Here is a 26,216-nt window from a genome sequence, read left to right as displayed (position 1 = left end):
TCATGGTTGTAACACCATGTTACGTCGGAGTTTTTCCGCTGCATCCTGCTGATTTGAAAGACAAATCGTCCGATGAAAAAAGTCGCTCACGGAGGATTTGCGCACTGTCGAAGTGACCAGTCTGGCGGCCCGGTTGATGCTTCTGCATCGAAGGAAAACAAGCGCGCTCATGCGCGGTGGTAATCAATCAATCCTGTAAATGAATTTGCCTTTTCAATCGCCTACGAGCGAAAATCATGGTTTTTACTGACTTGACGCGCGCGGTACCCGAATACTTCGGCCCGTAAGCACGAGTGCGAGATCCAACCGATGGCGCGGCCCAAACTTCTTCCCGATAACTTTACGCTGGCGCTCGTCAGCACGGTCATCCTCGCGAGCTTTTTGCCTTGTCGCGGCAACGTGGCCACGGCGTTCAACTGGATCACCAACGTTGCTATCGGGCTGCTGTTCTTTCTGCATGGCGCAAAGCTATCCCGCGAGGCGATCGTCGCTGGCGCAACACACTGGCGGCTGCATCTGCTCGTTCTGTTGAGCACTTTCGTGCTGTTCCCGTTGCTTGGCTTCGCGCTCAAGCCGTTGCTCATGCCGCTCGTCACGCCTGCCCTTTACACCGGCATTCTGTTCCTGTGCACATTGCCCTCCACGGTGCAGTCGTCGATCGCGTTCACATCGATGGCAAAAGGCAACGTGCCTGCGGCGGTGTGCAGCGCGTCGGCGTCCAGCCTGCTTGGCATCTTCATCACGCCTGCGCTCGTCGGCTTGCTCGTGACGAGCAATGGGGCGACAACGGGTTCGCCGTGGCATACGGTTGGCAGCATCGTCATGCAATTGCTCGTGCCGTTCGTGGCGGGGCAGCTGCTGCGTCCGGCTATCGGCAAGTGGATCGACCGGCGCAAGGCGGTGCTCAAGTTCGTCGATCAAGGCTCGATTCTGCTCGTGGTCTATGTCGCGTTCAGCGAAGCCGTGAACGAAGGCATCTGGCATTCGATTTCCGCTTCCACGCTTTTGGGCCTTCTCGTCGTCAACGTGCTGCTGCTCACCGTCGCGCTCCTGGTAACGGCCTTTACCGCGCGGCGTCTCGGTTTCAGCCGCGCCGATCAGATCACCATCATCTTCTGCGGTTCGAAGAAGAGCCTTGCTTCCGGCATTCCAATGGCGAAGGTGATTTTCGCGTCCCATACGGTTGGCGCGGTCGTGCTCCCGTTGATGCTGTTCCATCAAATTCAGTTAATGGTGTGCGCGGTCCTGGCGCAACGCTGGGGCGCACGCAAGACCGCGGCTGAACCCCCACGCGAAGGCAAGAACATCGCCGCAACGGCGCGGCGCTGACACGTCCATCATCGTTTCCCCGACAAAGGCCGCCTCGTGCGGCCTTTGTGCATTTGAACCCGTCTGATCGATACCGTCGACTCGGCCGGACGGCGTAAGTCGATTTGCCTGACTCCTGTCCGGCGCTTTTGCTTATCCCGTCTGGCTGAATGGCGTCCGGGCATGTCGCTTGCCACACTCTTGTCCAAGTAATGCGCAAACGAGAACAGGAGATGTCCATGCGGAACGCTAGCGCCCTCCAGCACAGCGAAGATTGGGAGTGAGTCACGCCATGTCACTCGCCTCGGCCGCCGAGCCGCTTGTATCGGCATCCGCCCTGCAAGCATGTCTCGGAGATTTGTCTTTTCAGCGCGGCAACGCAGACGACACGGCTCGCGCCCTACGCGTTCTGATCGACGCGCGCCTCGACCGGCTGCCCTTGCCCGGACGCGGCGCCACGCGTGAGCGCTGGCGCGCGCTCGGCGCCGTCGCCGCTTTCGACCTCGCGCTCGTCAAACTGTACGAAGGCCATACGGACGCGCTCGCCATCCTCGCCGAACTCGACGAAAAGCATCACGCCTCGAACGAAGCGTGGGGCGTATGGGCCGCCGAGCCGCCGAACGCCCGCCTTGCGGCCATAGGCAACCCGGAGTCGGACGATGTGCTTCTTCACGGCGTCAAGGCGTGGTGTTCCGGCGCGGCTTCGGTGACACACGCGCTCGTGACGGCTTGGAACGAGCGCGGAGAGCCGATGCTCGCCGCCGTCGATATCCGCCAGCCGGGCGTCAAGGTGACGCGCGAAGGCTGGTTTGCCGTCGGCATGCAAGCAAGCGCGAGCGTCGATGTCCACTTCGACAACGTGCCTGCGCGGCGAATCGGCAAGCCGGGAAGCTATGTCGAGCGTCCTGGCTTTTGGCAAGGCGGCGCGGGCATTGCAGCGTGCTGGTTCGGCGCGGCGGCGGGCATTGCGCGCTTCGTCGAAAAGGGCGCGCGACGCGGCGCCGATCCGTACAAGCTCGCGCATCTCGGCGCTATCGACACCACGCTTTGCGCCACGGCCGCGCTGCTGCGCGAGACGGCGGCATTCATCGACCGCGAGCCGCAGGCCAACGCCATGCTCGCCGCCATGCGCGCGCGTCTGGCGGCCGAACGCTGCGCCGCGCATGTCATCGAGCATGCGGGCCGCGCGCTCGGAGCGGCGCCGCTCTGCCGCGACGATCACTTCGCTCACTTGATGGCGGATTTGCCGGTCTTCATCAGACAAAGCCACGCGGAACGCGACGAGGCATCGCTCGCGGAACATCTGCCCGGACGGGAGCCTGACTCATGGAAAGTTTGACGACGCAAGAGCCGAAGGCGCTCGCCGAAACCGGTGCGCCGGAGCACGACAGGGTAATCGAAGGGCGAGGCACGCCCGAGAAAAGCTGGCAGGACTGGGGCAAGCTGAGCGCGCTACCGGAAGTCGATCCCGCCGATCTCGTCCCGCTGGGCGGCCGCGCTGTCGTCGTGGCGCCACACCCGGACGACGAAGTGCTCGGTACGGGCGGATTACTTTCACGCCTCTCGGAATTAAGCCGGAACGTGTTGATCGTCGCCGTGACGGACGGCACCGCGAGCCATCCGGAATCGACCGAATGGACGCCGGATCGCCTTGCCAGCGTGCGTCCGCAAGAAACGCGGGACGCCTTGCAGCGGCTGCATCTGCGTAACGCGCAAGTCGTCCGGCTGGGCTTGCCGGATGGCGGGGCGCGACAAATCGAAGCGGATCTATCAGTACTTCTGGCTAAATTTCTTCAGCCTGGTGACATCGTTTTCACTACGTGGCGGTACGATGGCCATCCCGATCACGAGGCCGTCGGGCGCGCCACGTGTCTGGCCGCGAACGAGCTTGGTTTGCCGTTTGTCGAAGTGCCGCTTTGGACTTGGCATTGGGCGTCGCCGGACGATTCGCGCGTGCCGTGGAGCCGCGCGCGGCGCATCGCACTGGACGCGGCAACGCACACCAGGAAGCTTCGGGCCGTGCAAGCCTTCAGAAGCCAGACCGAGCCGGATAAGACGACCGGACAAGCGCCGGTTCTGCCCGAGCATGTCCTGGCCCGCCTGACGAGGCCCTTCGAAGTCATTCTCATATGAGCAACATCAACGATCCGAAGCAGTACTTTGACCAGCTTTACAAGGACAACGACGATCCCTGGAAGATCAGGAACCGTTGGTACGAACGCCGCAAGCGCGCGTTGACGCTAGCCACGCTTCCCAACGACCGCTACGCGCGCGCGTTCGAACCGGGCTGCGGCAACGGTGAACTAACGGCGCTGCTTGCGGCGCGCTGCGACGAAGTCGTCGCCACGGACATCAGCGCGGACGCCGTCGAGCTAACGCGGCAGCGCATCGCGCAATTCGACAACGTGACGGTCGAGCACATGCTGCTTCCGGACGCGTGGCCCGAAGGCAAGTTCGATCTCGTGCTCCTCAGCGAAATCGGCTACTACCTCGACGAGCCGCAGCTGTGGCATATCGTCGAACATGTGCGCCGCACGCTTACGCCGGACGGAACGGTCGTGGCATGCCACTGGCGAAAACCCATGGAAGGCTGGACGCATACCGGCGAAGACGTGCACGCGCGCTTGCGCGGTCGAATGGGCTTGCCACTCTTGTGCCACTACTGGGACGACGACCTTCTGCTCGACGTTTGGACGCCCGACAAGCGTTCGGTACACGAGCGCGAAGGCTCGATGTAAATGTTTTCTGCTTTTTACTAAACAAACAAAAAGGCTTCAAACGCCATACAGTATTGGTCTTAGTGGTTTCCCCACCCTGTCTCCACGGTTCGTTTTGCGGTTTTTTACTATACAATCGCCGCAAAACGAATGTAGCCGGTTCGCGCTAAACACCGCGCGCGCCGCAGGAAATCCGCGGAGACAGAATCACCACGATGGCCACCACCATTCGCGATGTCGCGCGCGCGGCAAGCGTCTCGATCGGGACGGTGTCACGCGCGCTCAAGAACCAGCCGGGGCTGTCGGAAGCCACGCGCGTGCGCGTCGTCGAAGTCGCGCAGCAACTCGGTTACGATGCCGCGCAATTGCGCACGCGCATTCGCCGTGTCACGTTTCTGCTGCATAGGCAGCACAACAACTTCGCCGCCAGCCCGTTTTTCTCGCATGTGCTGCATGGCTTCGAGGAAGCCTGCCGAGAACATCGGCTCGTGCCGTCGGTGTTGACCGCGGGTCCCACGCTCGATCTCGCGCAGCAAATGCGCCTGCACGCTCCCGACGCCATCGCGGTCGCGGGCTTCGTCGAGCCGGAACTGCTTGCGCATCTGCACTCGCTGGCGCGCCCCACGGTGCTCATCGACCTGCGCGCGCCGGGCTTTCGCTCGGTGAATATCGACAACGTTAGGGGCGCGTCGCTTGCAATGCAGCATCTGTTCGCGCAGGGGCGGCGGCGCGTGGCGTTCATCGGCGGGTCGCTCGCGCATTACAGCATCGCGCAGCGCGCGCTTGGCTATCGCAAGGCGTATTTCGATGCCGGCCTGCTGTTCGACCCAATGCTGGAACTCGTCACGCACCCTGGATCGCCTCCCGATCTCGCCGCCGCCGACGCCATGCAGCGGCTGATCGGCGAGTCGCGCGCGCAATCCATTCCTTTGCCCGACGCGGTTTTCGCCTATAACGATGCAGCGGCCCTCGCCGCCATGCGCGTATGCCTCGCGCACGGCATGCGCGTGCCGGAGGACATCGCCTTCGTCGGTTTCGACGATATCCCGGCCGCCGCGCAGAGCACGCCGCCGCTTTCGACCGTGACGGTCGACAAGGAAGCGCTCGGCCGTCGTGGCGTCGACTTGTTGCTGGAGGACAATGCGAACCCGCCGGGGCAGGCCGACACGCTGGTGGGCGTCGATTTCATCGCCCGCGCGAGCTCCGGCCAGATATGAGATGAGCGATACATGAACCTGACCGCATCCCCCGTGGAAACCGCGCCGCAAGCGAGCGTCGATTTCCGCAGCCGCGACTTCCTGCTCTCGCACGTGCGCGACACGCTCGCGTTCTACGCGCCCACCGCGCGCGACGAGTCAGGCGGCTTTTTCCACTTCTTCAAGGACGACGGCCGCGTCTACGACCGCACCACGCGCCATCTCGTCAGCAGCACGCGCTTCGTCTTCAATTACGCGATGGCTTATCGCCATTTCGGCGATCCGTCGTATCAGGATTGGGCGCGCCACGCGTTCCAATTCCTGCGCGACGCCCACTGGGACGCGAAGCACGAAGGCTACGACTGGGAAATCGAATGGCGCGACGGCCAGGCGAACACGCTCGACGGCACGCGTCATTGCTATGGCCATGCGTTCGTGCTGCTTGCTTGCGCGCACGCAGCCATGGCGGGCATCGACGAGGCGAAGCCGTTCATCGACGAGACTTTCGCGCTGATGGAGCGCCGCTTCTGGGACGCCGAAGTCGGTCTCTACGCCGACGAAGCCACGCCCGACTGGCAGTTGTCCGACTATCGCGGGCAGAACGCCAACATGCACGCGACCGAGGCGCTGCTTGCCGCGTATGAAGCCACCGGCCACGTGATTTATCTGGATCGCGCGGAGAAGATCGCGGGCAACATCACGCTGCGGCAGGCGAAGCTTTCGCACGGCCTCGTCTGGGAACACTTCAAGCGCGACTGGTCGGTGGACTGGCATTACAACGAATCCGACAGCTCGAACATTTTTCGTCCGTGGGGTTTTCAGCCGGGGCATCAGACCGAATGGGCGAAGCTGCTGCTGATCCTGGAGCGGCATCGCGCGCTGCCGTGGCTTGCGCCGCGCGCCATCGAATTGTTCGATGCAGGCTTCTGCCGCGCCTGGGACGATCGTCATGGCGGCCTCTATTACGGCTTCGGCCCCGACGACACCATCTGCGATCACGACAAATACTTCTGGGTGCAGGCCGAAAGCTTCGCGGCGGCGGCGCTGCTCGGCGCGCGCACGGGCCGCGAGCGCTTCTGGGACAGCTACGACGAACTCTGGCGCTATAGCTGGGAACACTTCGTCGATCACGAGTACGGCGCGTGGTATCGCATCCTCACGTGCGACAACCGCAAGTACGGCGATGAGAAAAGTCCTGCCGGCAAGACCGACTATCACACCATGGGCGCGTGCTACGAAGTGCTGAACGCGCTCGGGTCCCATTCGACACAACGGTGACGCGCATGGCAACCGAGAAGACATCCGAGACCTTTCCGCAATTCGTTTCCGCAGGCGACATCCTCACGGACATGATCCGCACCGACGTGTCGAGCTGGCTTTCGCGTCCGGGCGGCGCGGGCTGGAACGTGGCGCGCGCGGTTGCGCGTCTCGGGTTGCCGACGGCGGCGGCCGGGTCGCTCGGCACCGATAATTTCTCCGACGATCTCTGGGACGCAAGCGTCGCCGCCGGCCTCGACATGCGTTTCCTGCAGCGCGTGGAACGTCCGCCGCTGCTCGCCATCGTCCACAAGACGCAGCCGCCCACTTACTACTTCATGGGCGAGAACGGCGCGGACCTCGCGTTCGATCCGTCGAAGCTGCCGCAAGGCTGGATGGAGCGCGTGAAGTGGGCGCATTTCGGCTGCATCAGCCTCGTGCGTCAACCGCTCGGCAACACGCTCGCCGCGCTCGCCGCGCAACTGCGTCAGCACGGCGTGAAGATCAGCTTCGATCCGAACTATCGCAACTTGATGGAGCACGGCTACGAGCCGACGCTGCGCAAGATGGCCGCCCTCGCCGATCTCATCAAGGTCTCCGACGAAGACCTGCACATGCTGTTCAAGGGCTTGTCCGAAGCGGACGCGCTCGCGCAAATCCGCGCGATGAACCCGCAAGCCACCGTGCTCGTCACGCGCGGTTCGGACGAAGCCACGCTTTATGCGGATGGCCAGGAATATCGCGCGCGGCCGCCGAGCGTCGAAGTGGCGGATACGGTCGGCGCCGGCGATGCGTCCATCGGCGGCTTGCTCTATAGCCTGATGGCGCGTCACGGCCAATGGCCCGATCACCTGAAGTTCGCGCTGGCGGCAGGCGCGGCGGCGTGCCGGCATTCGGGCGGGCATTCGCCATCGCTCGAAGAAGTGGAGGAGCTGCTCCGGTAGCACGGCGTCATACGCGTTCCATGACCGCGTGCTAGCATGATTTCGTCCTTGCCGGAGGCGCTCATGGAAGACACGACGTACACGAAAGGCATCTATACCGCGACGATCGGCGTGCGCGCCATTGACGGGGACAAGTATCAGGGTCTCGTCTCACTCGAACGCGACGACGGCGAAGACACCGAGCCGACACTCTACGAAGTGGAAGCCGCATCGGAGAACGAGCACGAAGCGCTGGAAGAAGCGCGCGCGCTTGCGCATCGAATTCTCGGGGAAATCGAACTGTAGGAGCAGCGGCGCGCCGCTGCTTATCCTGATCGGGAGGGCATCATGCCGGAGCAGGTCTTCCTCTATGGCGTCTACGCAATCCACGTCAAGCCGCTCGAGTTGCAAGGCGCGCGGTGGGATGCGGAGTACGAAATCCGTCATAACGACAAACCCGTGCAAGCGTGGTCCACGGTCGGCGGCGACGGCCTTGCCGATTCCGCCGCCGCGGTCGAGCTTGCGCATCGACGCGCGGTAGCGGACATCGAAGCCGGTGCGGGAATTCCTAAGCCGCGCACCTTTCCCTAATCACATTCAATGCGTGGGCGGCGTGATCGCGCCGGTATGCGGCCGTAACGCGAGCCGCTCCGCTTCCCGATGTTCGATCGCCGCCGCGCGTTCATGACCATCGCGCGCCACCGCCCGTTCGACATAATCGAAGAGCACGCCCTGCGGCGCGATCAGCTTCGCCATGAACGCAATCTGCAGCGTGCTCGCCGCGAGGATGTCGGCGGCGCTGAACTGTTCGCCGAGCAGCCACGGGCCTTCTTCGAGCGCGCCTTCGATGGCACGCTCCACGCGCGCCAGATCGCCCCAGCCGAAGCTCACCGTGTTTCCTTGTGCGCCGGTCATGCGTTCGGCCATCGCGGGTTCGAGACATGAACCGGTGAAGAACATCCACTGCAGAAAGCGGCCGCGCAACGGGTCGTGCGGCGAAGCGCCGAGCTTCGTTTCCGGATAGCGATCCGCGAGATACAGCAGCAGCGCGCCCGACTCCGCCACCTTCACGTCGCCGTCTTCCAGCGCGGGCAGTTTCGACATCGGATTGACGCGGCAGAACGCGGGCTCGTTCTGTACGCCCGCGCGGATGTTCACGAACTCGAGGTCGTAAGGCACGCGCATTTCCTCGAGCATCCACAGCGCGCGAAAAGCGCGGGTCTTCGGCCAGTAATAGAGCTTCATCGGCATCCTTCTTGGGGCGATCGTCGGGCGTTCAGGTTAGACCCAAAGCATGCGCGATCCCGCTTCGGGTATACGTGAGCACACCGGCAATCGAGAAGATTCCGCTCAGTTATCTCGAAATTAATCTAATTACTTTCCGAGAGAACGCGATAGTCGGGAAGTGCGCAAAAACTTTCCGCCTTCGACAGCGAAAAATGGAGGCCTGCCCCGCGTACCCAAAAGAACGGAGACTCCATGAACGCGCGTGTTCCCGCTGACTCATTCGCCTCGCACTCTAAAGAACCGGCATTGTCGGGCTATCGACTGACCGACAACCTGAGCGCCACGAGCGGCCGCATCTTCCTCACCGGCACGCAGGCGCTCGTGCGGCTCGTCCTGATGCAGCGCGAACTCGACCGCGCGGCGAATCTCAACACGGCCGGTTTCGTGAGCGGCTATCGAGGCTCGCCGCTCGGCATGGTCGATCAGCAATTGTGGAAGGCGAAGAAACTGCTCGCGTCGCACGACGTGCGCTTTCTGCCCGCGATCAACGAGGAACTCGGCGGCACGGCGGTGCTCGGCACGCAGCGCGTTGAATCGGACCCGGAGCGCACCGTCGATGGCGTCTTCGCGATGTGGTACGGCAAAGGCCCTGGCGTGGACCGCGCGGGCGATGCGCTCAAGCACGGCAACGCCTACGGTTCTTCGCCGCATGGAGGCGTGCTCGTCGTCGCCGGCGACGATCACGGCTGCGTGTCTTCGTCGATGCCGCATCAGAGCGATCAGGCGATGATCGCGTGGCACATGCCGGTGGTGAATCCGTCGAACGTGGCCGACATGCTGGAGTTCGGTCTCTACGGCTGGGCGTTGTCGCGCTTTTCGGGCGCGTGGGTCGGCTTCAAGGCGATTTCGGAGACGGTCGAATCCGGCTCGACCGTCGATCTGGACGGCATCCGCCGTGACTGGCCAGCGCCGCAAGACTTCACGCCGCCGCCGGGCGGATTGCACAACCGCTGGCCCGATCTGCCAAGTCTCACCATCGAATCGCGCCTCGCCGCGAAGATAGAAGCGGCGCGGCACTTCGCGCGCGAAAACAGCATCGACAAATGGATTGCGCCGAGCCCGCGCGCCAACGTGGGAATCGTGACGTGCGGCAAGGCGCATCTCGATCTCATGGAAACGCTGCGCCGCCTCGATCTCACCATCGCCGATCTGGATGCGGCGGGCGTGCGCATCTACAAGGTCGGGCTCTCGTATCCGCTCGAAACGACGCGGCTCGAATCGTTCGTCGAAGGGCTCGCGGAAGTGCTCGTGATCGAGGAGAAAGGGCCGGTCATCGAGCAGCAGATCAAGGACCATCTCTACAACCGCGCGCAAGGTGCGCGTCCCGTCGTGATTGGCAAGACGGCGCAAGATGGCGCGCCGCTTCTGTCCGCGCTCGGCGAGTTGCGGCCCTCGCGCGTGCTGCCGGTGTTCGCGCAATGGCTCGCGCGTCACAAGCCCGCGCTCGATCGCCGCGACAAAGTGGTGGATCTCGTCGCGCCGCAAATTCTGTCCAATATCGCCGATGCCGTGAAGCGCACGCCCTACTTCTGCTCGGGCTGTCCGCACAACACGTCGACGAAGGTGCCCGAAGGGTCGGTGGCGCAGGCGGGCATCGGCTGTCACTTCATGGCTTCGTGGATGGAGCGCGACACGACCGGTCTCATTCAGATGGGCGGCGAAGGCGTCGATTGGGCTTCGCATTCCATGTTCACGAAAACGCCGCACGTGTTTCAGAACCTGGGCGACGGCACCTATTTCCACTCGGGCATTCTCGCGATTCGTCAAGCCGTGGCCGCGAAGGCGAACATCACGTACAAGATTCTCTATAACGACGCCGTCGCGATGACCGGCGGCCAGCCCGTCGATGGCAGCATTTCCGTGCCGCAAATCGCGCGGCAAGTGGAAGCCGAAGGCATTGCGCTGCTCGTCGTGGTCAGCGACGAGCCCGAAAAGTACGACGGCCACGAAGATCAGTTTCCGCGCGGCACGACGTTTCATCATCGCGACGAACTCGATGCCGTGCAGCGCCGTCTGCGCGACACGCCGGGCGTCACCGTGCTCATCTACGACCAGACCTGCGCCGCCGAAAAGCGCCGCCGCCGCAAGAAAGGCGAATTTCCCGATCCAGACAAGCGGCTCTTCATCAACGAAGCGGTGTGCGAAGGTTGCGGCGACTGCGGCGTGAAGTCGAACTGTCTATCGGTCGAACCGGTGGAAACGGAGTTGGGAAGAAAGCGCCGCATCGATCAGTCGTCCTGCAACAAGGACTATTCGTGCGTGAATGGCTTCTGCCCGAGCTTCGTCACGCTCGAAGGCGCGAAGCTCAAGAAGGCGGAAGGCCACGCGTTCGATCCAGCCGAACTCGCGCGAAAGGTCGATTCCCTGCCCTTGCCGCAAGCGCACCTCGGCGCTGCGCCCTATGACATCCTGGTCACGGGCGTAGGCGGCACGGGCGTGGTCACCGTGGGCGCGCTCATCAGCATGGCGGCGCATCTGGAAGGCAAGAGCGCGTCGGTGCTCGACTTCATGGGCTTCGCGCAGAAAGGCGGCTCGGTGCTGTCGTTCGTGCGCTTCGCCGCGACCGATGCGCTTCTGAACCAGGTGCGCATCGACACGCAACAGGCCGACTTGCTGCTCGCTTGCGACATGGTGGTGGGCGCGAGTCCCGAAGCCTTGCAAACGGTGCGGCACGACAGAACGAAGATCGTCGTGAACACGCACGCCATCGCCAACGCGAGCTTCGTGCAGAACCCCGAGGCGAATCTTCACGCGGATGCGCTCATCGACAAGATGCGGCACGCAGCCGGGCCCCATGCCGCCGACGCGCTCCGAAGCTGCGATGCACAGGCGCTCGCCACGCGCTTTCTCGGCGACACCATCGGCGCGAACATTCTGATGCTGGGCTTCGCGTGGCAGTTGGGGCTCGTGCCGTTGTCGCACGCGGCGCTCATGCGCGCGCTCGAACTGAACAACGTTGCGGTGGCCGCGAACAAGCTGGCCTTCGCCATCGGACGGCTCGCGGCGGCGGATGCGAGCGCGCTGGAAGCGCTGGCGGCATCGAAGGAAAACAAGCGTGTCGCGATGGCGGACATGCCCTTGCGCGAGCTGATCCGCGACCGCGAGGAACGGCTTCTCGCGTATGGCGGCGCGAAGTGTGTCGCGCGTTATCGCAAGCTCGTCGAGGCCGCATCGGGCGATGACGTCCTCACGCGCGCCGTTGCGGTCACGTTCTACAAGCTGCTCGCGGTAAAGGACGAGTACGAAGTCGCGCGCCTCTACACGGACCCGGCGTTTCGCGCCGCGCTCGCCGCGCAGTTCGAAGGCGCGGCCGGCGACGACTACACCGTGAAGTTCAATCTCGCGCCGCCCGCCATGTCACGCGCGCCGAAAAAGAAGGTGTTCGGTCAATGGATGTGGTCCGTGCTCGGCGGCTTGTCGAGATTTCGCGCGCTGCGCGGCACGGTGCTCGATCCGTTCGGCAAGACGCTCGAACGGCGCATGGAGCGTCAACTCGCCAGCGATTACGAACTCACGATGCAACGCGCGCTCGCCAACCGCGATACGCACAACGCGCAAGACGTGCTGGCGCTTGCCGCGCTCTTCGAACGCGTGCGCGGCTACGGTCACGTGAAGCTCGCCAGCCTCGCGATGGTCAAGCGCGGCGAACGCGATATCGCGGCGCGCATCGGCATTGAAGCGGCGACGGGCGACGCGGTGCGCGCGTCCATCGAAACGATGAAGGGCGCATCGAGCCTGAAGGGAATTCCGGTCGTCGTGGCGAAATGATCGGGACGTGTGACGCCTCGGCTCTCAGACGAGCTCGTCGTCCGAGATCCAGTCGATGTCGCCGCACAGCACGCAGCGCTTGCCGTCGAGCCGCGTCTCCACCGACAACGTGACGCAAGGCATCGCCTCGTTGATCGACAGATACGGCTTCGTCACGTGCACGCGCTCCGGCTCGCCGAGTGCCGCCCGAAAATACGGCCGGCGCAGCCAGTTCGCGCCTTGCGCGTCGATCAGCGGGAGAAATCGTGCTTCGTGCGCCGCGCGGTCGGCGCGCAGCACGACATTGCGGCCCGCCTGGCGACCGTTGGCGTCGAGCAGGAAGCAGCGGGCGGCGTTATCGAGCGCGAGGAAGTTCCAGCACACTTCGTCGAGCGGCTCGCCCGCCGCAAGCCGTTCCGCCGCGCGCTCGAAGGCACGCACGTAGGGTTGCAGACGCGTCGCCACGCGCCGTTCGCGCGCCTCGGTCTGCAAGCGGTAGCGCTCGGTGAGTTCGCCGATGACGGTTTTCGCGTGGTCGCCATCCGCGAGACCCGGATGCGGCCGCGCGAAGAAGAAGCCCTGCACGAAGTCCGCGCCGCTCGCAAGCGCCAATTGCGCCTCGTGTTCGGTCTCGACGCCTTCTATCAGCACGAGCTTGCCCGCTTCGTGCAGCAAGGACACGATGCCCGAGAGCACCGCTTCCATGTTCTGCCGCTGCTTGATCGTGCGCGACGACGAAGGCGCGTGCACGTTCTGCCCGGCGTGCGACAGCATCACGCGATCTAGCTTCACGATATCCGGATCGAGTTGCCAGATGCGTTCGATGTTCGTATGTCCCGCGCCGAAGTCGTCCAGCGCAATGAGAAAGCCCTGATCGCGGAACTGCTGCACGGCGAGCGCGAGCCGTTCCATGTCTTCGGCGCTCTGCTCCAGCACTTCGAGCACGACGCGGCGCGGCTCGATATGCAGCCGCTTGAGGTTGGCCATCAACGCGGCGGCGTGATACGGCTCGGTCAGCGCGCCGGGATGCACGTTGAGAAAGAGCCATTCGGTCTGCGCGCCCAGCATCTTGAAGTTTTCCAGATGCAGCGCCTGCGCCAGCCGGTCGATCAGCATGGCTTCGCCAATACGCGATGCTTGCCCGAAAACATCGACCGGAGGAACCGGACGATCGAGCGAGTCATGCGCGCGCAACAAGCCTTCGTAGCCGACCGCGCGCATATGCGAAAGGCTGAAGACCGGCTGGAAGACGCTCGAGAGCGTCAGGTCGCCATGTTCGACGGAATAGCGGTCGAAGCCCGAGGTCACGCCCAGTTCGAAGCTACGCGTGGTGACCGTCGCCTTTTCCGGATTCGCGATCACCATGTCCGTGCCCTCCCGCAAATCGCCGAATCTCTTGCCTGGCCAAGCCTGACCGGTCCCGCCCCGGCCCCGTCCAATACCGATTTCATAGAACAGCCCTCGTTGATCTGCCGGGAGTCTTGCGTCCCCCGTGGCTGACGATAAAGCAAGCTCCATGCGAGCAATGCATGTGGATTTGTCGGCGTTTTAGGTGGAATGTGCACCGCTATCAGGCGATTTCGCGTGCATGCGCACCACCGCGGTGCGAGCGTCGTATATCACCGTATATCAACCCTGACCGGCTCACGCGATAAACTTTCGCGTCGCCCGAACAATGCTAGACGCCATCAGGGGCTTTCGCCTCTTTGCGTCGTGCAGTACCGCACATATGGAAATCGTCTTCACCGTACTCATTCTTCTGATGGTGGTCGCGCTGTCCGGCTTCGGACTGAGCCTGCTTCCGGTCAAGCTGCCACTGCCGCTGATCCAGATCGCCATCGGCGCGGTGCTGGCGTGGCACGGCTTCGGGCTTCACGTCACGTTCGATCCCGAACTCTTCATGCTGCTGTTCATTCCGCCGCTGCTTTTCGCGGATGGCTGGCGCATTCCGAAGCGCGAGCTCTACATGCAGCGCCGCGCGATACTCATGCTCGCGCTCGGCCTCGTGTTCATCACGGTCGGGCTGCTCGGCTACTTCCTGCATGCGATGATTCCCGAGATGCCGCTGCCCGTCGCGTTTGCGCTCGCGGCCGTGCTTTCGCCGACGGATGCCGTCGCGCTGACGGGCATTGCCGGGCGCAATCGCATTCCGCCGAACCTCATGCATATCCTCGAAGGCGAAGCGCTGATGAACGACGCGTCCGGCCTCGTCGCGCTGAAGTTCGCCATCGCGGCGGCGCTCACCGGCGTGTTCTCCCTGCGCGACGCGACCATCAGCTTCTTCATCATCGCGGCGGGCGGGCTCGCCATCGGCGCGGCGATCAGTTGGGCGATCACGGAGATACCCGCGCGCATCCTCAAGTTTTCCGAGGACGACGACCCCGCAGCGGGCGTCATTCTCACCGTGCTGATTCCGTTCGCCGCCTACGTGATCGCCGAGCGCGCGGGTTGCTCGGGCATTCTGGCGGCGGTATCGGCGGGGATGATGATGAACATCCAAAGCCTGCGCGACAGCATTCCGAGCGCGGTGCGTATCCGCATGACGAGCACCTGGGCGATGATCGAGTTCGTCTTCAACGGAATGGTGTTCATTCTGCTCGGCCTGCAGTTGCCGCACGTGATCGGGCAGGCGCTGATCGAAGCGCATCACGATGGCGACGCGCAAGTAGGCCTTTTGATCGGCTATGTGCTTGCGACCGTCGTCGCGTTGTATGCGTTGCGCTTCGTGTGGGTATATTGCCTGCGCTGGGTGGCGAGCCGCAACGCCGCGAAACAGGGCATTGGCGCGGCGCCCGGTTTTCGCACGCTCGCCATGACCACGATTGGCGGCGTGCGCGGCGCGGTCACACTCGCGGGCGTGCTCTCGCTGCCGGTCACGCTCGATAACGGCACGCCGCTCGCGGGTCGCGACGTGGCAATCTTCATCGCGTCGGCGGTGATCCTGGTGTCGCTCATCATCGCGGTCATCGGCTTGCCTATTCTCTTGCGCGGCACCGCGCGCATCGACAAGCCCTACGCGGCGGAGGAGCGCATGGCGCGGCGGCGCATCGCGCAGGCGGCGATACGCGCTATCGACGACACGCACGAGACGCTGATCGAGCAGATGGACGAAACGGCGGCGGCGCGCTGCACGGATTCATCCGCGCGTGTGATGGGCATTTACCGGCGCAGGCTGGAATCCCTCGGCGATGAGGAAGCGCCACGCGTGGCCGCGAAGAGAAGCGAAATGGTCGAGACACGGCTGCGCATGGCCGCGATGCGCGCCGAGCGGGCCGAGTTGTTCAGGTTGCGCGCCGCTCAGACGATCAACGACGAGACGTTGAACAAGCTCATCCGGGAGATCGATCTGGCGGAGACCGCGCTGGTGAATCGGAAGCGGGGGTTGTCGGCTTGAGAGCATGCTCTCTTGCCTGCGCGTGCGTTCCACCGGGCGCGCAGGCGCTTTGTCATCAGACCACGCCCGACCCACGCCGGCGCAGCAGCGCATACAGAATGATCGCGCCGAACGTCGCGGTGCCGATCCCGCCAAGCGCGAAACCGCCGAGTTTGAGCGTGAAGTCGCCCGCGCCGAGCACGAGCGTGACGGCCGCGACGATCAGATTGCGGTTATCCGAGAAGTCCACCTTGTTGACCACCCAGATGCGCGCGCCCGTCACCGCGATCAGCCCGAACACCACGATCGACACGCCACCGAGCACCGGCCCCGGAATGGTTTGAATGACCGCGCCGAACTTCGGCGAGAAGCCGAGCACGATGGCGAACAATGCCGCGATGGCGAACACGAGCGTCGAATAAATCTTCGTGACGGCCATCACGCCGATGTTCTCCGCATAAGTCGTCACGCCCGTGCCGCCCGCGAAACCGGAGACGATGGTCGCCAGTCCGTCGCCGATGAACGCGCGTCCGATGTAACGGTCGAGACTCTGTCCCGTCATCGCGCCGACCGCCTTGATGTGGCCGAGGTTCTCGGCGACGAGAATGATCGCGATGGGCGCGAGCAGGGTCATCGCCTGCGGTTCGAACACGGGCGCGGTGAAGTGCGGCATGCCGAACCACGCGGCGTTCGCGACGATCGAGAAGTCGATCGGTTTGCCCATGCTCATGCCATTGGTCAGCACCGCGTAGATGATGTAGGCAATCGCCAGCCCGATCAGAATCAACAGGCGCTGCGCCATGCCGCGCGCGAACACGGCCACGCCGCCCACGCAAAGCACGGTGACGAGCGCCATCCACGAATCGAAGTTGCTGGCGCTCACGCCTTTCACGGCGATAGGCGCGAGATTCAGTCCGATCACGCAGACGATCGCACCGGTGACGACGGGCGGCATCAGCGCTTCGATCCACTTCGTGCCGACCGCCGTGACGATTGCACCGATGATCGCGTAAGCCACGCCGCACGCCACGATGCCGCCGAGCGCAACGGGAATGTTCATGTTCGGGCCGTGGCCGCTGTAGCCCGTCACCGCTATGACGAGCCCGATGAACGCGAAGCTCGAACCGAGATAGCTAGGCACGCGTCCGCCGACCAGCACGAAGAAGAGCAGCGTGCCGATGCCCGACATGAAAATGCACAGATTGGGATCGAAGCCCATGAGAAGCGGCGCGAGCACGGTCGAGCCGAACATGGCGACGACGTGCTGAATGCCCATGGCGAACATCTGCGGCCAGGGCAGGCGCTCATCGGGGCCGACGACGCGGCCGCCTTGCGCATCCGGCTGGACGGGCCAGCGCGGGAAATAGGGATTGGACATGGGAAACAACTCCTTCTCGACATTGACGCCGTTTCGTGCGGCGCGGGTGTTCTGGAAACTGGCGCGAGTTTACGGAGTGGGATGCAGGGTGGCAAGCGAGGTGATATTACGGGAGGCTTGCGGTGATGAGCGCTTCGCACGAATCGTTGCGAAAGGCGCATTGGCGCCGAGATTCATGCGCGGCCCGCTCGACCGCGACCGCACGATGAGCACCGAAACGCTAGCGCGTCCGCTGCTTGCCGTCGGCGACATTCGACGCTGGCCGCCATCGCAAGCGGCCAGCGCGAACCGAATTACCCGCGCCCGTCCAGTTCGAACACCGCGACCGCGCCCTTCAGTTGCTCGGCCTGATCGGCCATCGCGCCCGCAGCGGCCGCCGCTTGCTCGACCAACGCCGCGTTCTGCTGCGTCACCTGGTCCATTTGCGCCACCGCGCGATTCACCTGTTCGATGCCCGCGCTCTGCTCGTGCGAGGCCGCCGAAATCTGCGCCATGATGTCCGTCACGCGCTGCACGGCTTCCGTCACTTCGGCCATGGTCGAACCCGCGCGCTCGGCGATCGCCGCGCCGCTGTCCACCCGCGCCGTCGACGCTTCGATCAGTTCCTTGATCTCCTTCGCCGACATCGCGCTGCGTTGCGCAAGCGAACGCACTTCACCGGCGACGACCGCGAAACCGCGTCCTTCCTCGCCCGCGCGCGCCGCTTCGACAGCAGCATTCAGCGCCAGGATATTGGTCTGAAACGCGATGCCTTCGATCACCGCGATGATGTCCGTCATTCGCTTCGAGCCCGCCGCGAGTTCGCGCATGTTGTCCACCACTTCGCCGACGAGTTCGCTGCCGCGCGTCGAGACATTCGATGCGCCGCGCGCCAGGCCGCTGGCTTCATCGGCGTTGCTGGCGTTCTGACGCACGGTCGCAGTGAGCTGCTCCATGCTCGACGCGGTTTCTTCCAGCGACGCCGCCTGCTCTTCCGTGCGTTGCGACAAGTCGGTGTTGCCTTGTGCGATTTCACGCGATGCGAACAGAATCGATTCGCTCGAATGCCGGATGCCGCCGACGATCTCCGCCAGCTTCACGCTCATGTTGCCGAGGCTGTGAAGCATGCTGCTGTCGTCGCCCGGACGCGTTTGCACGCGCGCCGTCAGATCGCCTTCCGCGATACGGTTCGCAATTTGCGCCGCATAGCCCGGCTCGCCGCCGAGCTGCGCCGACAGCCGCCTGCCGATCAAGACCGCGAGCAAGCCGCCGGCCGCCATCGCGCCGAGCACGAGTGCGAGCATCACGACGCGCATCGTCTGGTACTCGGACGCCGCGTTGTTGCGTGCGCCGGTTGCGCGCTCACGCTTGAAGTCGGCGAGACGTTCGAGCGATGCGCGCGCTTTCTCGCTGGCATCGATCGCACGGGCGATGAGACCCATCTGATCGACGTCCGTCGGCATGGGTTTCGTACCGATCTGCATATGCACGATGTCTTCCCATCCGGCGATAGCCTGCGCCGCCGAGTCGTAGAGCGCGCGGCCATCCGTCGTCGTCATCGTGGGGCGCAGGTTGTCGAGCGCCTGATGCATGCTTGCGAGCGAGGCGGTCATGCCCTCCTTGAGCTTCGCCTTGCCGGCATCGTCGGCGAAGGTGAGATTCGCGGCGGCAAGGTCGGTGTTCAGCTTGTGCTTGTTGGCTTCCTCGACCCAGTAAAGGCCGTCCATGTGTTTCGCGCCGATCTCGCCGATCAAGCTGTTCATCTTCGCCAGCGATACGACGCCGGTCACGCCCACGCATGCGGTAAATACAATCACCACCGCGAATGACAGCACGAGCTTGCCAAACACGGAAAGGCGGTCAAACCAGTTCATCGATGTCTCCTCTGTCGACCAGCGCTTCATCGACCGGCGTTCGAGCGTCGAGCTTTCCGCGCCGGTCCGTCTGGTCCCACGCCCCGCAGACGACGCCCACGGACGGCGTGGTGCGAACTCAGGTTCGCGCACAGAGAGCTTTACGGCGCGGGTTGCGGCCTTCTTGAGATCGAATGCGGAGAATACGGCGGATGAGATGTGAGGCGAAAGGCGGACGAAAACTGGCGTTGTCGTGCAAGCGCCGGACGCTTGCGTTGCGCGTGCGCGCTCGCTGTCGTTCAGTGCTGCGCCGAGGATGCTCGCCGCCTTCAAGTTCCTGCTGAATCGCAGCTTTCTAGGAGTCTTCCTAGATTCGGAATAATCGTATATTTGGCCGCAACGAGTCGACGTATTCTTTCCCTGTGCGTATTCCCCTGTATATGCACGTAGTCGTTGTAACTCTCCGATTACCGCCCTCGTTCCCCCGGCTTGGGCGGTTCTTTTTTTATTGGCGCACGGGCTTCTTCGCCAGCTTCCGCTGCAACGTCCGCCGGTGCATGTTGAGCGCACGCGCCGTCGCCGAAATATTGCCGTTGTTCTCGGCCAGCGCCCGCTGAATGTGCTCCCATTCGAGCCGCGCCACGGAAAGCAAAGTCGGATTCTCAATCGCTTCTTCCGCCGTCTGCTCGCTCGCCTGTTCATGCAGCGCGGCGAGAATGGACTCGACGTTCGCGGGCTTCGCCAGATAATTGTCCGCACCGTCCTTTACCGCCTGAACCGCCGTCGCAATGCTCGCGTAGCCCGTCAGCACGAGAATGCGCGCGTCCGGCTGCAAGTCGCGCAGCGGCGAGACAAGACGCAAACCGGAATCGTTGCCGAGGTGAAGATCGACCGTGATCTGGCCGAACTTGTGCTGATTGGCGAGCTTCAGCGCTTCGCTCGCGTCGTGCGCCTGATGCGCGGTGTAGCCGCGCCGAACCAGGCCGCGCGCGAGAATGCCCGAAAAAACCTCGTCGTCGTCGATGATCAGGAAATTCATGTCGCTCATGCTTCTTTCTCCAATGTTGGCCGGCGTCGTGCTCACGCCGCGCCGCTTGATTCGGTTCGTGCTTCATCGGCGGGCGATGCGCCGAAATTTGGCAGGCGCAAGATCGCGCGCGTGCCGCGTGGCTGATCCGCCGCGAGTTCTATCGATCCCTGCAGGCGCGCCGCCGCCGCGAACGCAAGGTATAGCCCGACGCCGTGGCCGCCCTGCGTGCTGTCCACTGGCGCGGCGCCCAGGCTCGAACGCAGCGCGGGCGGAATGCCCGGCCCGCGATCGCAGATATCGAAGCGCACCATCTGCACGCCTTCCACCCTTTCAGCCGATGCCTGCAAGGTCACGAGCTCGCTGCTCGCGCGCGCTGCGTTGTCCAGCAAGATCGTGAGAATCTGACCGATGGCAACGGAATCGTCGATGGACATGGACTCCGGCGTCTTGCCCGCGTGCTCGAACTTCACTTGCGGATGCCGCAGCCGCCATTGCTCGATGAAGCTCGCGAGCCATTCGCGAAGCGGCTGGCGATTCGACGGCCCCGTCGCGCGGCTGCGCAAGCGCGCGAGCGCCGAGGTGCACAGCGCCATCTGCTGTTCGAGCAATTCGAAGTCGGCCGCATACGGCGCGAGGTTGCGGTCGTGCGCGGCGGAATCGCGCAATTCCTCGCTCAGCATTGCAATGGTGGACAGCGGCGTGCCCATTTCGTGCGCAACCGTGGCCGCCTGCACGCCAAGCGCAACGGCGCGTTCGTCGCGCAGATGGCGTTGCTGGGCGTCGGCGAGCGCGGCGTCACGCACGCGCAGCGCCCGCGACATGCGCGCGACGAACCAGCCGATCAGCCCGACGCTCACCATGAAGTTCACCCACAGACCCGTGCGGAAGTAGTCGAACAGATTCGATGGATTCTCTATGTTGAGCGGAACGTAGTTGTAGCTCAGGAGCGCATAACAAGAGACCGCGAAGAGCGCGAGCCACGCGGTCATGGTCCACGGCAGAATGGCCGCGGAAATGGCCAGCGACGGCAAATACAAGGTGACGAACGGATTGGTCGAGCCGCCCGAGAGAAACAGAAGCGCGGAGAGCGCGCCTAAGTCGACCCACATCTGGCCGAAGAGTTCGACATTGGTTTCCGGCTGAGCCCGCGCCACGCGCAGCCACGTCAGCCCGTTGAAGAACATTTCGAGCGCGACGACGAGGAGCATGGCCGGCAAGGGCAGCTTCGCGCTGTAGAAAATCTGCACGACGGCGATGGTCGTCAACTGGCCGATGATCGCCAGCGAGCGAAGCCAGAAAAGGTGACCGAGGTTGACCCGTCCGGTATTGGTTATGCGATGCATCGGGTGATTGAGTGCGTGCGGTCCATGCGACATTATCCCGCTTGCGCCTATAGTGAAACCGAACGTGGCGCGATTTGTCGCACCCTAATATCAGCGTGACGCTTGGCCTGTTTCCGCCGCCAGGCATGCGCGGCACAGGCAAGTCGAGTCCGGCCGCAAGCGTTCGCGCGGCAGCGCGGGCAAGGTTGCGCACCAGCACGTCGCAGCGCCGGCGAGCGCGCCGCAATGAAACGCCGCGCCGCAGCGCGTGCACCGTTGCGTCGCGTCGGAGCCTGATTGAAGCGATACGTTCATCATGGTGTCATCGACATTGATAAGCGATGATCGCATGCCCGGCCGCCATGCCGGAAAACGAGACGGCGCGCGGGGAAAAACGACCTGTCGTGTAGCGTCACTCCTGTACAATCCGCGTGTTTAAACGCTCCTCGCCTCATTTGCCGCCATGTCCGAGCTACCTGACCTCACGCAGATCGCGCCTACGCTGAAAGCCGAAATTCTGGCCGAGGCGCTGCCTTATATCCGTCAGTATCACGGCAAGACGGTCGTGATCAAATACGGCGGCAACGCAATGACCGAAGAGCGCCTCAAGCAAGGCTTCGCGCGCGACGTGATCCTCTTGAAGCTCGTCGGCATCAATCCGGTGATCGTGCACGGCGGCGGTCCGCAGATCGACCAGGCGCTCAAGAAGATCGGCAAGCAGGGCACCTTCATTCAGGGCATGCGCGTCACCGACGAAGAGACCATGGAAGTGGTCGAATGGGTGCTCGGCGGCGAGGTACAGCAGGACATCGTCACGCTCATCAACCATTTCGGCGGTCAGGCGGTCGGCTTGACCGGTAAGGACGGCGGGCTCATCCACGCACGCAAGCTGATGATGCCGGATCGCGATAATCCGGGCCAGTTCATCGATATCGGTCAGGTGGGCGAAGTGGAGTCCATCAACCCGGCGGTGGTGAAGGCGCTGCAGGACGACGCGTTCATTCCGGTCATCTCGCCTATCGGTTTCGGCGAAGACGGACTCTCCTACAACATCAACGCGGATCTGGTCGCGGGCAAGCTGGCGGTCGTCCTGAACGCCGAAAAGCTCGTGATGATGACCAACATTCCCGGCGTGATGGACAAGGAAGGCAATCTTCTCACCGACCTTTCCGCGCGCGAAATCGACGCCCTCTTCGCCGACGGCACCATCTCCGGTGGCATGTTGCCGAAAATTTCCTCCGCGCTGGATGCGGCGAAAAGCGGCGTGCGTTCGGTGCATATCATCGACGGGCGTATCGAGCATTCGGTGCTGCTCGAAATTCTGACCGAGCAGCCGTTCGGCACGATGATCCGCTCGCATTGAGCTTCGTCACTCTTCCTCCAACGCCCGCTGCGGTTTGCTCCGCGCGGGCGTTTTTATTTGCCGAACGTAATCGCGCATGAGTTCATCTCGCAGTGCTCGCCGCCGTCATGTCAAAACGCGCGGCCCAGTTTGGCTCTTCGATCTCGACAACACGCTGCATCACGCGTCGCACGAGATTTTTCCGGCGATCAATCGCGCGATGACGCAGTACATCATCGACCGGCTGGGCGTGGATATCGACGAAGCGAACCGGCTGCGCGTCGGCTACACGGTGCGATACGGCGCGACCTTGCTCGGACTCGTGCGGCATCACGGCATCGATCCCGCAGATTTCCTGCGCGAAGTCCACACCTTCCCCGATCTGCCGTCCATGCTGCGCGCCGAGCGCGGCCTGAAGCGCATCGTGCGCGCGCTGCCGGGCCGCAAGATCGTGCTCACCAACGGACCGACGCTCTACGCGCGCTCGGTGCTCGCGGAACTGGGTATCGGCAAGCTGTTCGAGCGCGTGATCGCCATCGAGGACATGCGCGACGGCGAACGCTGGCGCGCCAAGCCCGATGCGCCCATGCTTCGTCGCGCGATGCGCCGCGCGCACGTGCATTTGAAAGACGCGATTCTGGTGGAAGACACGCGCGGGCATTTGAAGCGCTACCGGCGGCTCGGCATTCGCACAGTGTGGATCGTCGGCCATTTGCCGATGGCGCGCACGTCAAGTGGCGGCATTTCGCAGCGCTTGCCCGGCTCGGGCCGGCCGCATTACGTGGATCGCACCGTGCGTTCGTTGCGCGCGCTCACGCTCGGCATGCGCGGCGGCGGCTTTCGAGCGGCGAAAGCGACTACATCCTGAAGAGGCGCCGCGCGAGCATGTCTTCGAGGTCCGAGCGCTGATCGACGACGAGATGCACGTAGATGGTTTCGCCATCCACCTTGTAGATGACGCGGTTGGTGCCGCTCGCCACTTCGTAGTATCCCGTCATGCGGAAGTCGACCAGTTCGGGCGGCGTCGCGCCACGGCGCGGTGACGCTTCTATCTCGGCGATGGTGTCGGCCAGGCCGTCGCGCGTGGCCTTCCACGCCATCTTGCCGAACTTGTTGATGACGTAGCGTCTATAGTCGCGCAACTCCTGCTGCACCGGATCGAGAAAGACGGTTTTCACTTGACGCCTTCTTCCCTGTCGAGCCGTTCGAGTTCGCCGAAGAGGTCGATTGCGTCTATGCAATGCCCCGCCTCGATGTACTTCTGCCCCATCGCCAGAATCTTGAGCAAATCCACGGTCTGATGCAGGTCTTCATAAGACTGCACGTCCTGCACGACCACCCGGCCTTCGCCGTTTTGCGTGATGAGCATGGGCTCGCGGCTCTCGACGACGTTGCGGATCATTTCGGCCGCGCGGCTCTTGAGATGGCTCAGCGGCCTCACACGACTCGGTTTCATTTCCGCTCCAGGGCCCACGCGCAGATTAGACAATATAGACACAAACTCGGGCCATATCCAGAACGCCCGGGCACCGCTATTGGCGGCTTTATTACGTTTTCCGCTATACTTCTTCGCTCAATCTGAATTCGAACACGCGCCGATTTGCTGACTCGATTGCGGGCGCGCGAACCTTCCCAAGGGGTATTGCCGGGAGGTTCAATACAAATGCGGCTAAAGAGGTCGTCAGCCGCGCCGTCAATCCACACGCGCATCGCCGACACCCGTTTAGCCGCTATTTCAAGGCGGAATGAATGGAATCAATCGGCATCGTCACTCCCCAAACCTTGCGCTTCACCGAGCCGCTCGTCATGCAAAGCGGCTCGACGCTCAACGACTACGAACTCGTCGTCGAAACCTACGGCGAACTCAACGCCGCGCGCTCGAACGCCGTGCTCGTTTGCCACGCGCTCAATGCGTCGCATCACGTGGCGGGCGTCTATGCCGACAACCCGAAAGACGTAGGCTGGTGGGACAACATGGTTGGTCCCGGCAAGCCGCTCGATACCAACCGCTTCTTCGTGATCGGCGTGAACAATCTCGGTTCGTGTTTCGGCTCGACCGGGCCGATGAGCATCGACCGCACAAGCGGTAAGCCCTACGGCAAGAGCTTTCCCGTCGTGACGGTGGAAGACTGGGTGCATGCGCAGGCGCGCGTGGCCGACCGCTTCGGCATCGAACGCTTCGCGGCGGTGATGGGCGGCAGTCTCGGCGGCATGCAGGCGCTTGCCTGGAGCACGATGTATCCGGAGCGGCTCGGGCATTGCATCGTGGTGGCATCGACGCCGAAGCTTTCGGCGCAGAACATCGCGTTCAACGAAACGGCGCGCTCGGCGATTCTCTCCGACCCCGACTTCCACGGCGGCGACTACTACGCACACGACGTGAAGCCGCGCCGCGGCTTGCGCGTGGCACGCATGATCGGCCATATCACCTATTTGTCGGATGACGACATGGCCGTGAAGTTCGGCCGCGCGCTGCGCCGTGCCGAAGGCGCGCTCGACGCGTACAACTTCAACTTCGACGTCGAGTTCGAAGTGGAGTCGTATCTGCGCTATCAGGCCGACAAGTTCGCCGAATACTTCGACGCCAACACGTACCTGCTCATCACGCGCGCGCTCGATTATTTCGATCCCGCCAAGGCCTTCGAAGGCGACCTGCGCCGCGCGCTCGCCAACACCACGGCGAAGTATCTGATCGCGAGCTTTACGACCGACTGGCGTTTCGCGCCCGCGCGTTCCCGCGAGATCGTCAAAGCGCTGCTCGACAACAAGCGCACCGTGAGCTACGCGGAGATCGACGCGCCGCACGGCCACGACGCCTTCCTGCTCGACGACGCGCGCTATCACAACTTGATGCGCGCCTATTACGAACGCATTGCCACGGAGATCGGCGCATGAACCAGCACACTCTCGATTCCCTCCCGCTGCGTTCGGACTTTCGCGCCATCGCGCGCTGGGTCGAACCGCGTTCCTCCGTGCTCGATCTCGGTTGTGGCGACGGTTCGCTGCTCTCGCTGCTCGGCGAAGAACTCGAAGTGCACGGTTACGGCATCGAAATCAACGACGCCGGCGTGCTCGCATGCGCGCAAAAGGGCGTGAACGTGATCCAGCAGAATCTCGAAGACGGCCTGCGTCTTTTCGAAGACGACAGCTTCGATTTCGCCGTGCTTTCGCAGACGCTGCAGACCATTCATCAGACCGCGGCGATCCTGCGTGAAACCGTTCGCGTGGGTCGCGAATGCATTGTCTCGTTCCCGAACTTCGGGTACTGGCAGCATCGGCTCTCGGTTATTCAAGGGCGCATGCCGGTTTCGAAATCGCTGCCGTATCAATGGCATAACACGCCGAACGTGCGCGTTCTGACCATCAAGGACTTCGAGGCGCTCGCGCCTGAAGTGGGCATCGAGATACTGGACCGCGTGGTGCTGCACGACGGTCAAACGGTCCGTTGGGGCGCGAACTGGCGTGGTAGTCTTGCGGTCTATCGCGTGAAGCGCCGTTGAGTTC

The 26,216-nt window shown here is 63.5% G+C and carries 24 protein-coding genes; 15 read left to right on the top strand and 9 right to left on the bottom strand.

Going from position 1 to position 26,216, the window contains the following annotated elements:
• Positions 1-309: 309 nt before the first annotated feature.
• The 9 genes from QCE79_RS00440 to QCE79_RS00400 all read left to right on the top strand — a co-directional run bounded on the left by QCE79_RS00440 (position 310) and on the right by QCE79_RS00400 (position 7,992).
• Positions 310-1,329 (top strand): bile acid:sodium symporter family protein, encoded by a 1,020-nt coding sequence (locus QCE79_RS00440; protein ID WP_250508459.1) that lies wholly within the window; start codon positions 310-312, stop codon positions 1,327-1,329.
• Positions 1,330-1,600: 271 nt separating this feature from the next.
• The gene (locus QCE79_RS00435; RefSeq protein WP_309841097.1) at positions 1,601-2,647 is read left to right on the top strand and encodes an acyl-CoA dehydrogenase; all 1,047 of its coding nucleotides are present in this window, start codon (positions 1,601-1,603) and stop codon (positions 2,645-2,647) included.
• Positions 2,635-3,441, top strand: a complete 807-nt coding sequence (locus QCE79_RS00430) for a PIG-L deacetylase family protein (protein WP_244826769.1) — start codon at positions 2,635-2,637, stop codon at positions 3,439-3,441. Before QCE79_RS00435 ends, QCE79_RS00430 begins: the two co-directional genes overlap by 13 nt.
• Positions 3,438-4,046, top strand: a complete 609-nt coding sequence (locus QCE79_RS00425) for a class I SAM-dependent methyltransferase (RefSeq protein WP_244826768.1) — start codon at positions 3,438-3,440, stop codon at positions 4,044-4,046. Before QCE79_RS00430 ends, QCE79_RS00425 begins: the two co-directional genes overlap by 4 nt.
• Positions 4,047-4,240: 194 nt before the next feature.
• Positions 4,241-5,242, top strand: a complete 1,002-nt coding sequence (locus tag QCE79_RS00420; protein WP_244826767.1) for a LacI family DNA-binding transcriptional regulator — start codon at positions 4,241-4,243, stop codon at positions 5,240-5,242.
• 12 nt (positions 5,243-5,254) lie between these two features.
• Positions 5,255-6,499, top strand: a complete 1,245-nt coding sequence (locus tag QCE79_RS00415; protein ID WP_309841092.1) for an AGE family epimerase/isomerase — start codon at positions 5,255-5,257, stop codon at positions 6,497-6,499.
• A 5-nt stretch (positions 6,500-6,504) separates the two neighbouring features.
• A complete protein-coding gene (locus QCE79_RS00410; RefSeq protein ID WP_244826765.1) occupies positions 6,505-7,422 on the top strand; it encodes a carbohydrate kinase in 918 nt (305 codons plus the stop codon).
• A gap of 63 nt (positions 7,423-7,485) precedes the next feature.
• Complete coding sequence (locus QCE79_RS00405) at positions 7,486-7,707, top strand: hypothetical protein (RefSeq protein ID WP_244828154.1); 222 nt, start codon at positions 7,486-7,488, stop codon at positions 7,705-7,707.
• A gap of 42 nt (positions 7,708-7,749) precedes the next feature.
• Complete coding sequence (locus tag QCE79_RS00400; RefSeq protein ID WP_244826764.1) at positions 7,750-7,992, top strand: hypothetical protein; 243 nt, start codon at positions 7,750-7,752, stop codon at positions 7,990-7,992.
• A 6-nt stretch (positions 7,993-7,998) separates the two neighbouring features.
• Here the strand turns inward: QCE79_RS00400 and QCE79_RS00395 are convergent, their stop codons facing one another.
• The gene (locus QCE79_RS00395; RefSeq protein WP_309841089.1) at positions 7,999-8,646 is read right to left on the bottom strand and encodes a glutathione S-transferase family protein; all 648 of its coding nucleotides are present in this window, start codon (positions 8,644-8,646) and stop codon (positions 7,999-8,001) included.
• A 234-nt stretch (positions 8,647-8,880) separates the two neighbouring features.
• Between QCE79_RS00395 and QCE79_RS00390 the strand changes: the two genes are divergently transcribed.
• A complete protein-coding gene (locus tag QCE79_RS00390) occupies positions 8,881-12,456 on the top strand; it encodes an indolepyruvate ferredoxin oxidoreductase family protein (RefSeq protein ID WP_309841087.1) in 3,576 nt (1,191 codons plus the stop codon).
• Between the two features lie 24 nt (positions 12,457-12,480).
• Here QCE79_RS00390 and QCE79_RS00385 read toward each other — a convergent pair whose 3' ends face one another.
• On the bottom strand, positions 12,481-13,800 hold the full coding sequence (locus QCE79_RS00385) for an EAL domain-containing protein (protein ID WP_244826761.1): 1,320 nt from the start codon (positions 13,798-13,800) through the stop codon (positions 12,481-12,483).
• A gap of 364 nt (positions 13,801-14,164) precedes the next feature.
• On the opposite strand from QCE79_RS00385, the gene QCE79_RS00380 reads away from it, so the two are divergent.
• Positions 14,165-15,829 carry a Na+/H+ antiporter gene (locus tag QCE79_RS00380; RefSeq protein WP_244828152.1) on the top strand — a complete coding sequence of 555 codons (1,665 nt, stop codon included), beginning with the start codon at positions 14,165-14,167 and terminating at the stop codon, positions 15,827-15,829.
• 55 nt (positions 15,830-15,884) lie between these two features.
• Here the strand turns inward: QCE79_RS00380 and QCE79_RS00375 are convergent, their stop codons facing one another.
• From QCE79_RS00375 to QCE79_RS00355, 5 genes are all read right to left on the bottom strand, one after another.
• Positions 15,885-17,186, bottom strand: a complete 1,302-nt coding sequence (locus QCE79_RS00375; RefSeq protein WP_250462612.1) for a solute carrier family 23 protein — start codon at positions 17,184-17,186, stop codon at positions 15,885-15,887.
• Between the two features lie 293 nt (positions 17,187-17,479).
• Positions 17,480-19,039 (bottom strand): methyl-accepting chemotaxis protein, encoded by a 1,560-nt coding sequence (locus QCE79_RS00370; protein WP_309841083.1) that lies wholly within the window; start codon positions 19,037-19,039, stop codon positions 17,480-17,482.
• 484 nt (positions 19,040-19,523) lie between these two features.
• A complete protein-coding gene (locus QCE79_RS00365) occupies positions 19,524-20,066 on the bottom strand; it encodes a response regulator transcription factor (protein ID WP_244826758.1) in 543 nt (180 codons plus the stop codon).
• Positions 20,067-20,098: 32 nt separating this feature from the next.
• Positions 20,099-21,391 carry an ATP-binding protein gene (locus tag QCE79_RS00360; protein WP_250462609.1) on the bottom strand — a complete coding sequence of 431 codons (1,293 nt, stop codon included), beginning with the start codon at positions 21,389-21,391 and terminating at the stop codon, positions 20,099-20,101.
• A 90-nt stretch (positions 21,392-21,481) separates the two neighbouring features.
• Positions 21,482-21,685 carry a cysteine-rich CWC family protein gene (locus QCE79_RS00355; protein WP_309845093.1) on the bottom strand — a complete coding sequence of 68 codons (204 nt, stop codon included), beginning with the start codon at positions 21,683-21,685 and terminating at the stop codon, positions 21,482-21,484.
• A gap of 148 nt (positions 21,686-21,833) precedes the next feature.
• On the opposite strand from QCE79_RS00355, the gene argB reads away from it, so the two are divergent.
• Positions 21,834-22,733 carry an acetylglutamate kinase gene (gene argB / locus QCE79_RS00350; RefSeq protein WP_244826756.1) on the top strand — a complete coding sequence of 300 codons (900 nt, stop codon included), beginning with the start codon at positions 21,834-21,836 and terminating at the stop codon, positions 22,731-22,733.
• Between the two features lie 76 nt (positions 22,734-22,809).
• On the top strand, positions 22,810-23,580 hold the full coding sequence (locus QCE79_RS00345) for a pyrimidine 5'-nucleotidase (RefSeq protein ID WP_250491657.1): 771 nt from the start codon (positions 22,810-22,812) through the stop codon (positions 23,578-23,580).
• On the opposite strand, the gene QCE79_RS00340 is transcribed toward QCE79_RS00345, so the two are convergent.
• Together QCE79_RS00340 and QCE79_RS00335 are read right to left on the bottom strand one after the other, a co-directional pair.
• Positions 23,570-23,890 carry a type II toxin-antitoxin system RelE/ParE family toxin gene (locus tag QCE79_RS00340; RefSeq protein WP_244826754.1) on the bottom strand — a complete coding sequence of 107 codons (321 nt, stop codon included), beginning with the start codon at positions 23,888-23,890 and terminating at the stop codon, positions 23,570-23,572. The genes QCE79_RS00345 and QCE79_RS00340 overlap by 11 nt on opposite strands.
• A complete protein-coding gene (locus QCE79_RS00335; protein WP_309841079.1) occupies positions 23,887-24,168 on the bottom strand; it encodes a type II toxin-antitoxin system Phd/YefM family antitoxin in 282 nt (93 codons plus the stop codon). The genes QCE79_RS00340 and QCE79_RS00335 overlap by 4 nt, the downstream gene beginning before the upstream one ends.
• 293 nt (positions 24,169-24,461) lie before the next feature.
• Here QCE79_RS00335 and QCE79_RS00330 point away from each other — a divergent pair, with 293 nt between their 5' ends.
• Positions 24,462-25,607, top strand: a complete 1,146-nt coding sequence (locus QCE79_RS00330; RefSeq protein ID WP_250508448.1) for a homoserine O-acetyltransferase — start codon at positions 24,462-24,464, stop codon at positions 25,605-25,607.
• Entirely contained in the window at positions 25,604-26,212 is a 609-nt protein-coding gene (gene metW / locus QCE79_RS00325) for a methionine biosynthesis protein MetW (RefSeq protein WP_309841075.1), read from the top strand. The genes QCE79_RS00330 and metW overlap by 4 nt, the downstream gene beginning before the upstream one ends.
• The last annotated feature ends 4 nt before the right edge of the window (positions 26,213-26,216 follow it).

Origin of the sequence: Caballeronia sp. LZ003, assembly GCF_031451465.1 — a bacterium.
GTDB lineage: Bacteria > Pseudomonadota > Gammaproteobacteria > Burkholderiales > Burkholderiaceae > Caballeronia.
The sequence above is the reverse complement of the archived record's forward strand: the minus strand, read 5'-3'. Positions and strand labels throughout refer to the sequence as shown.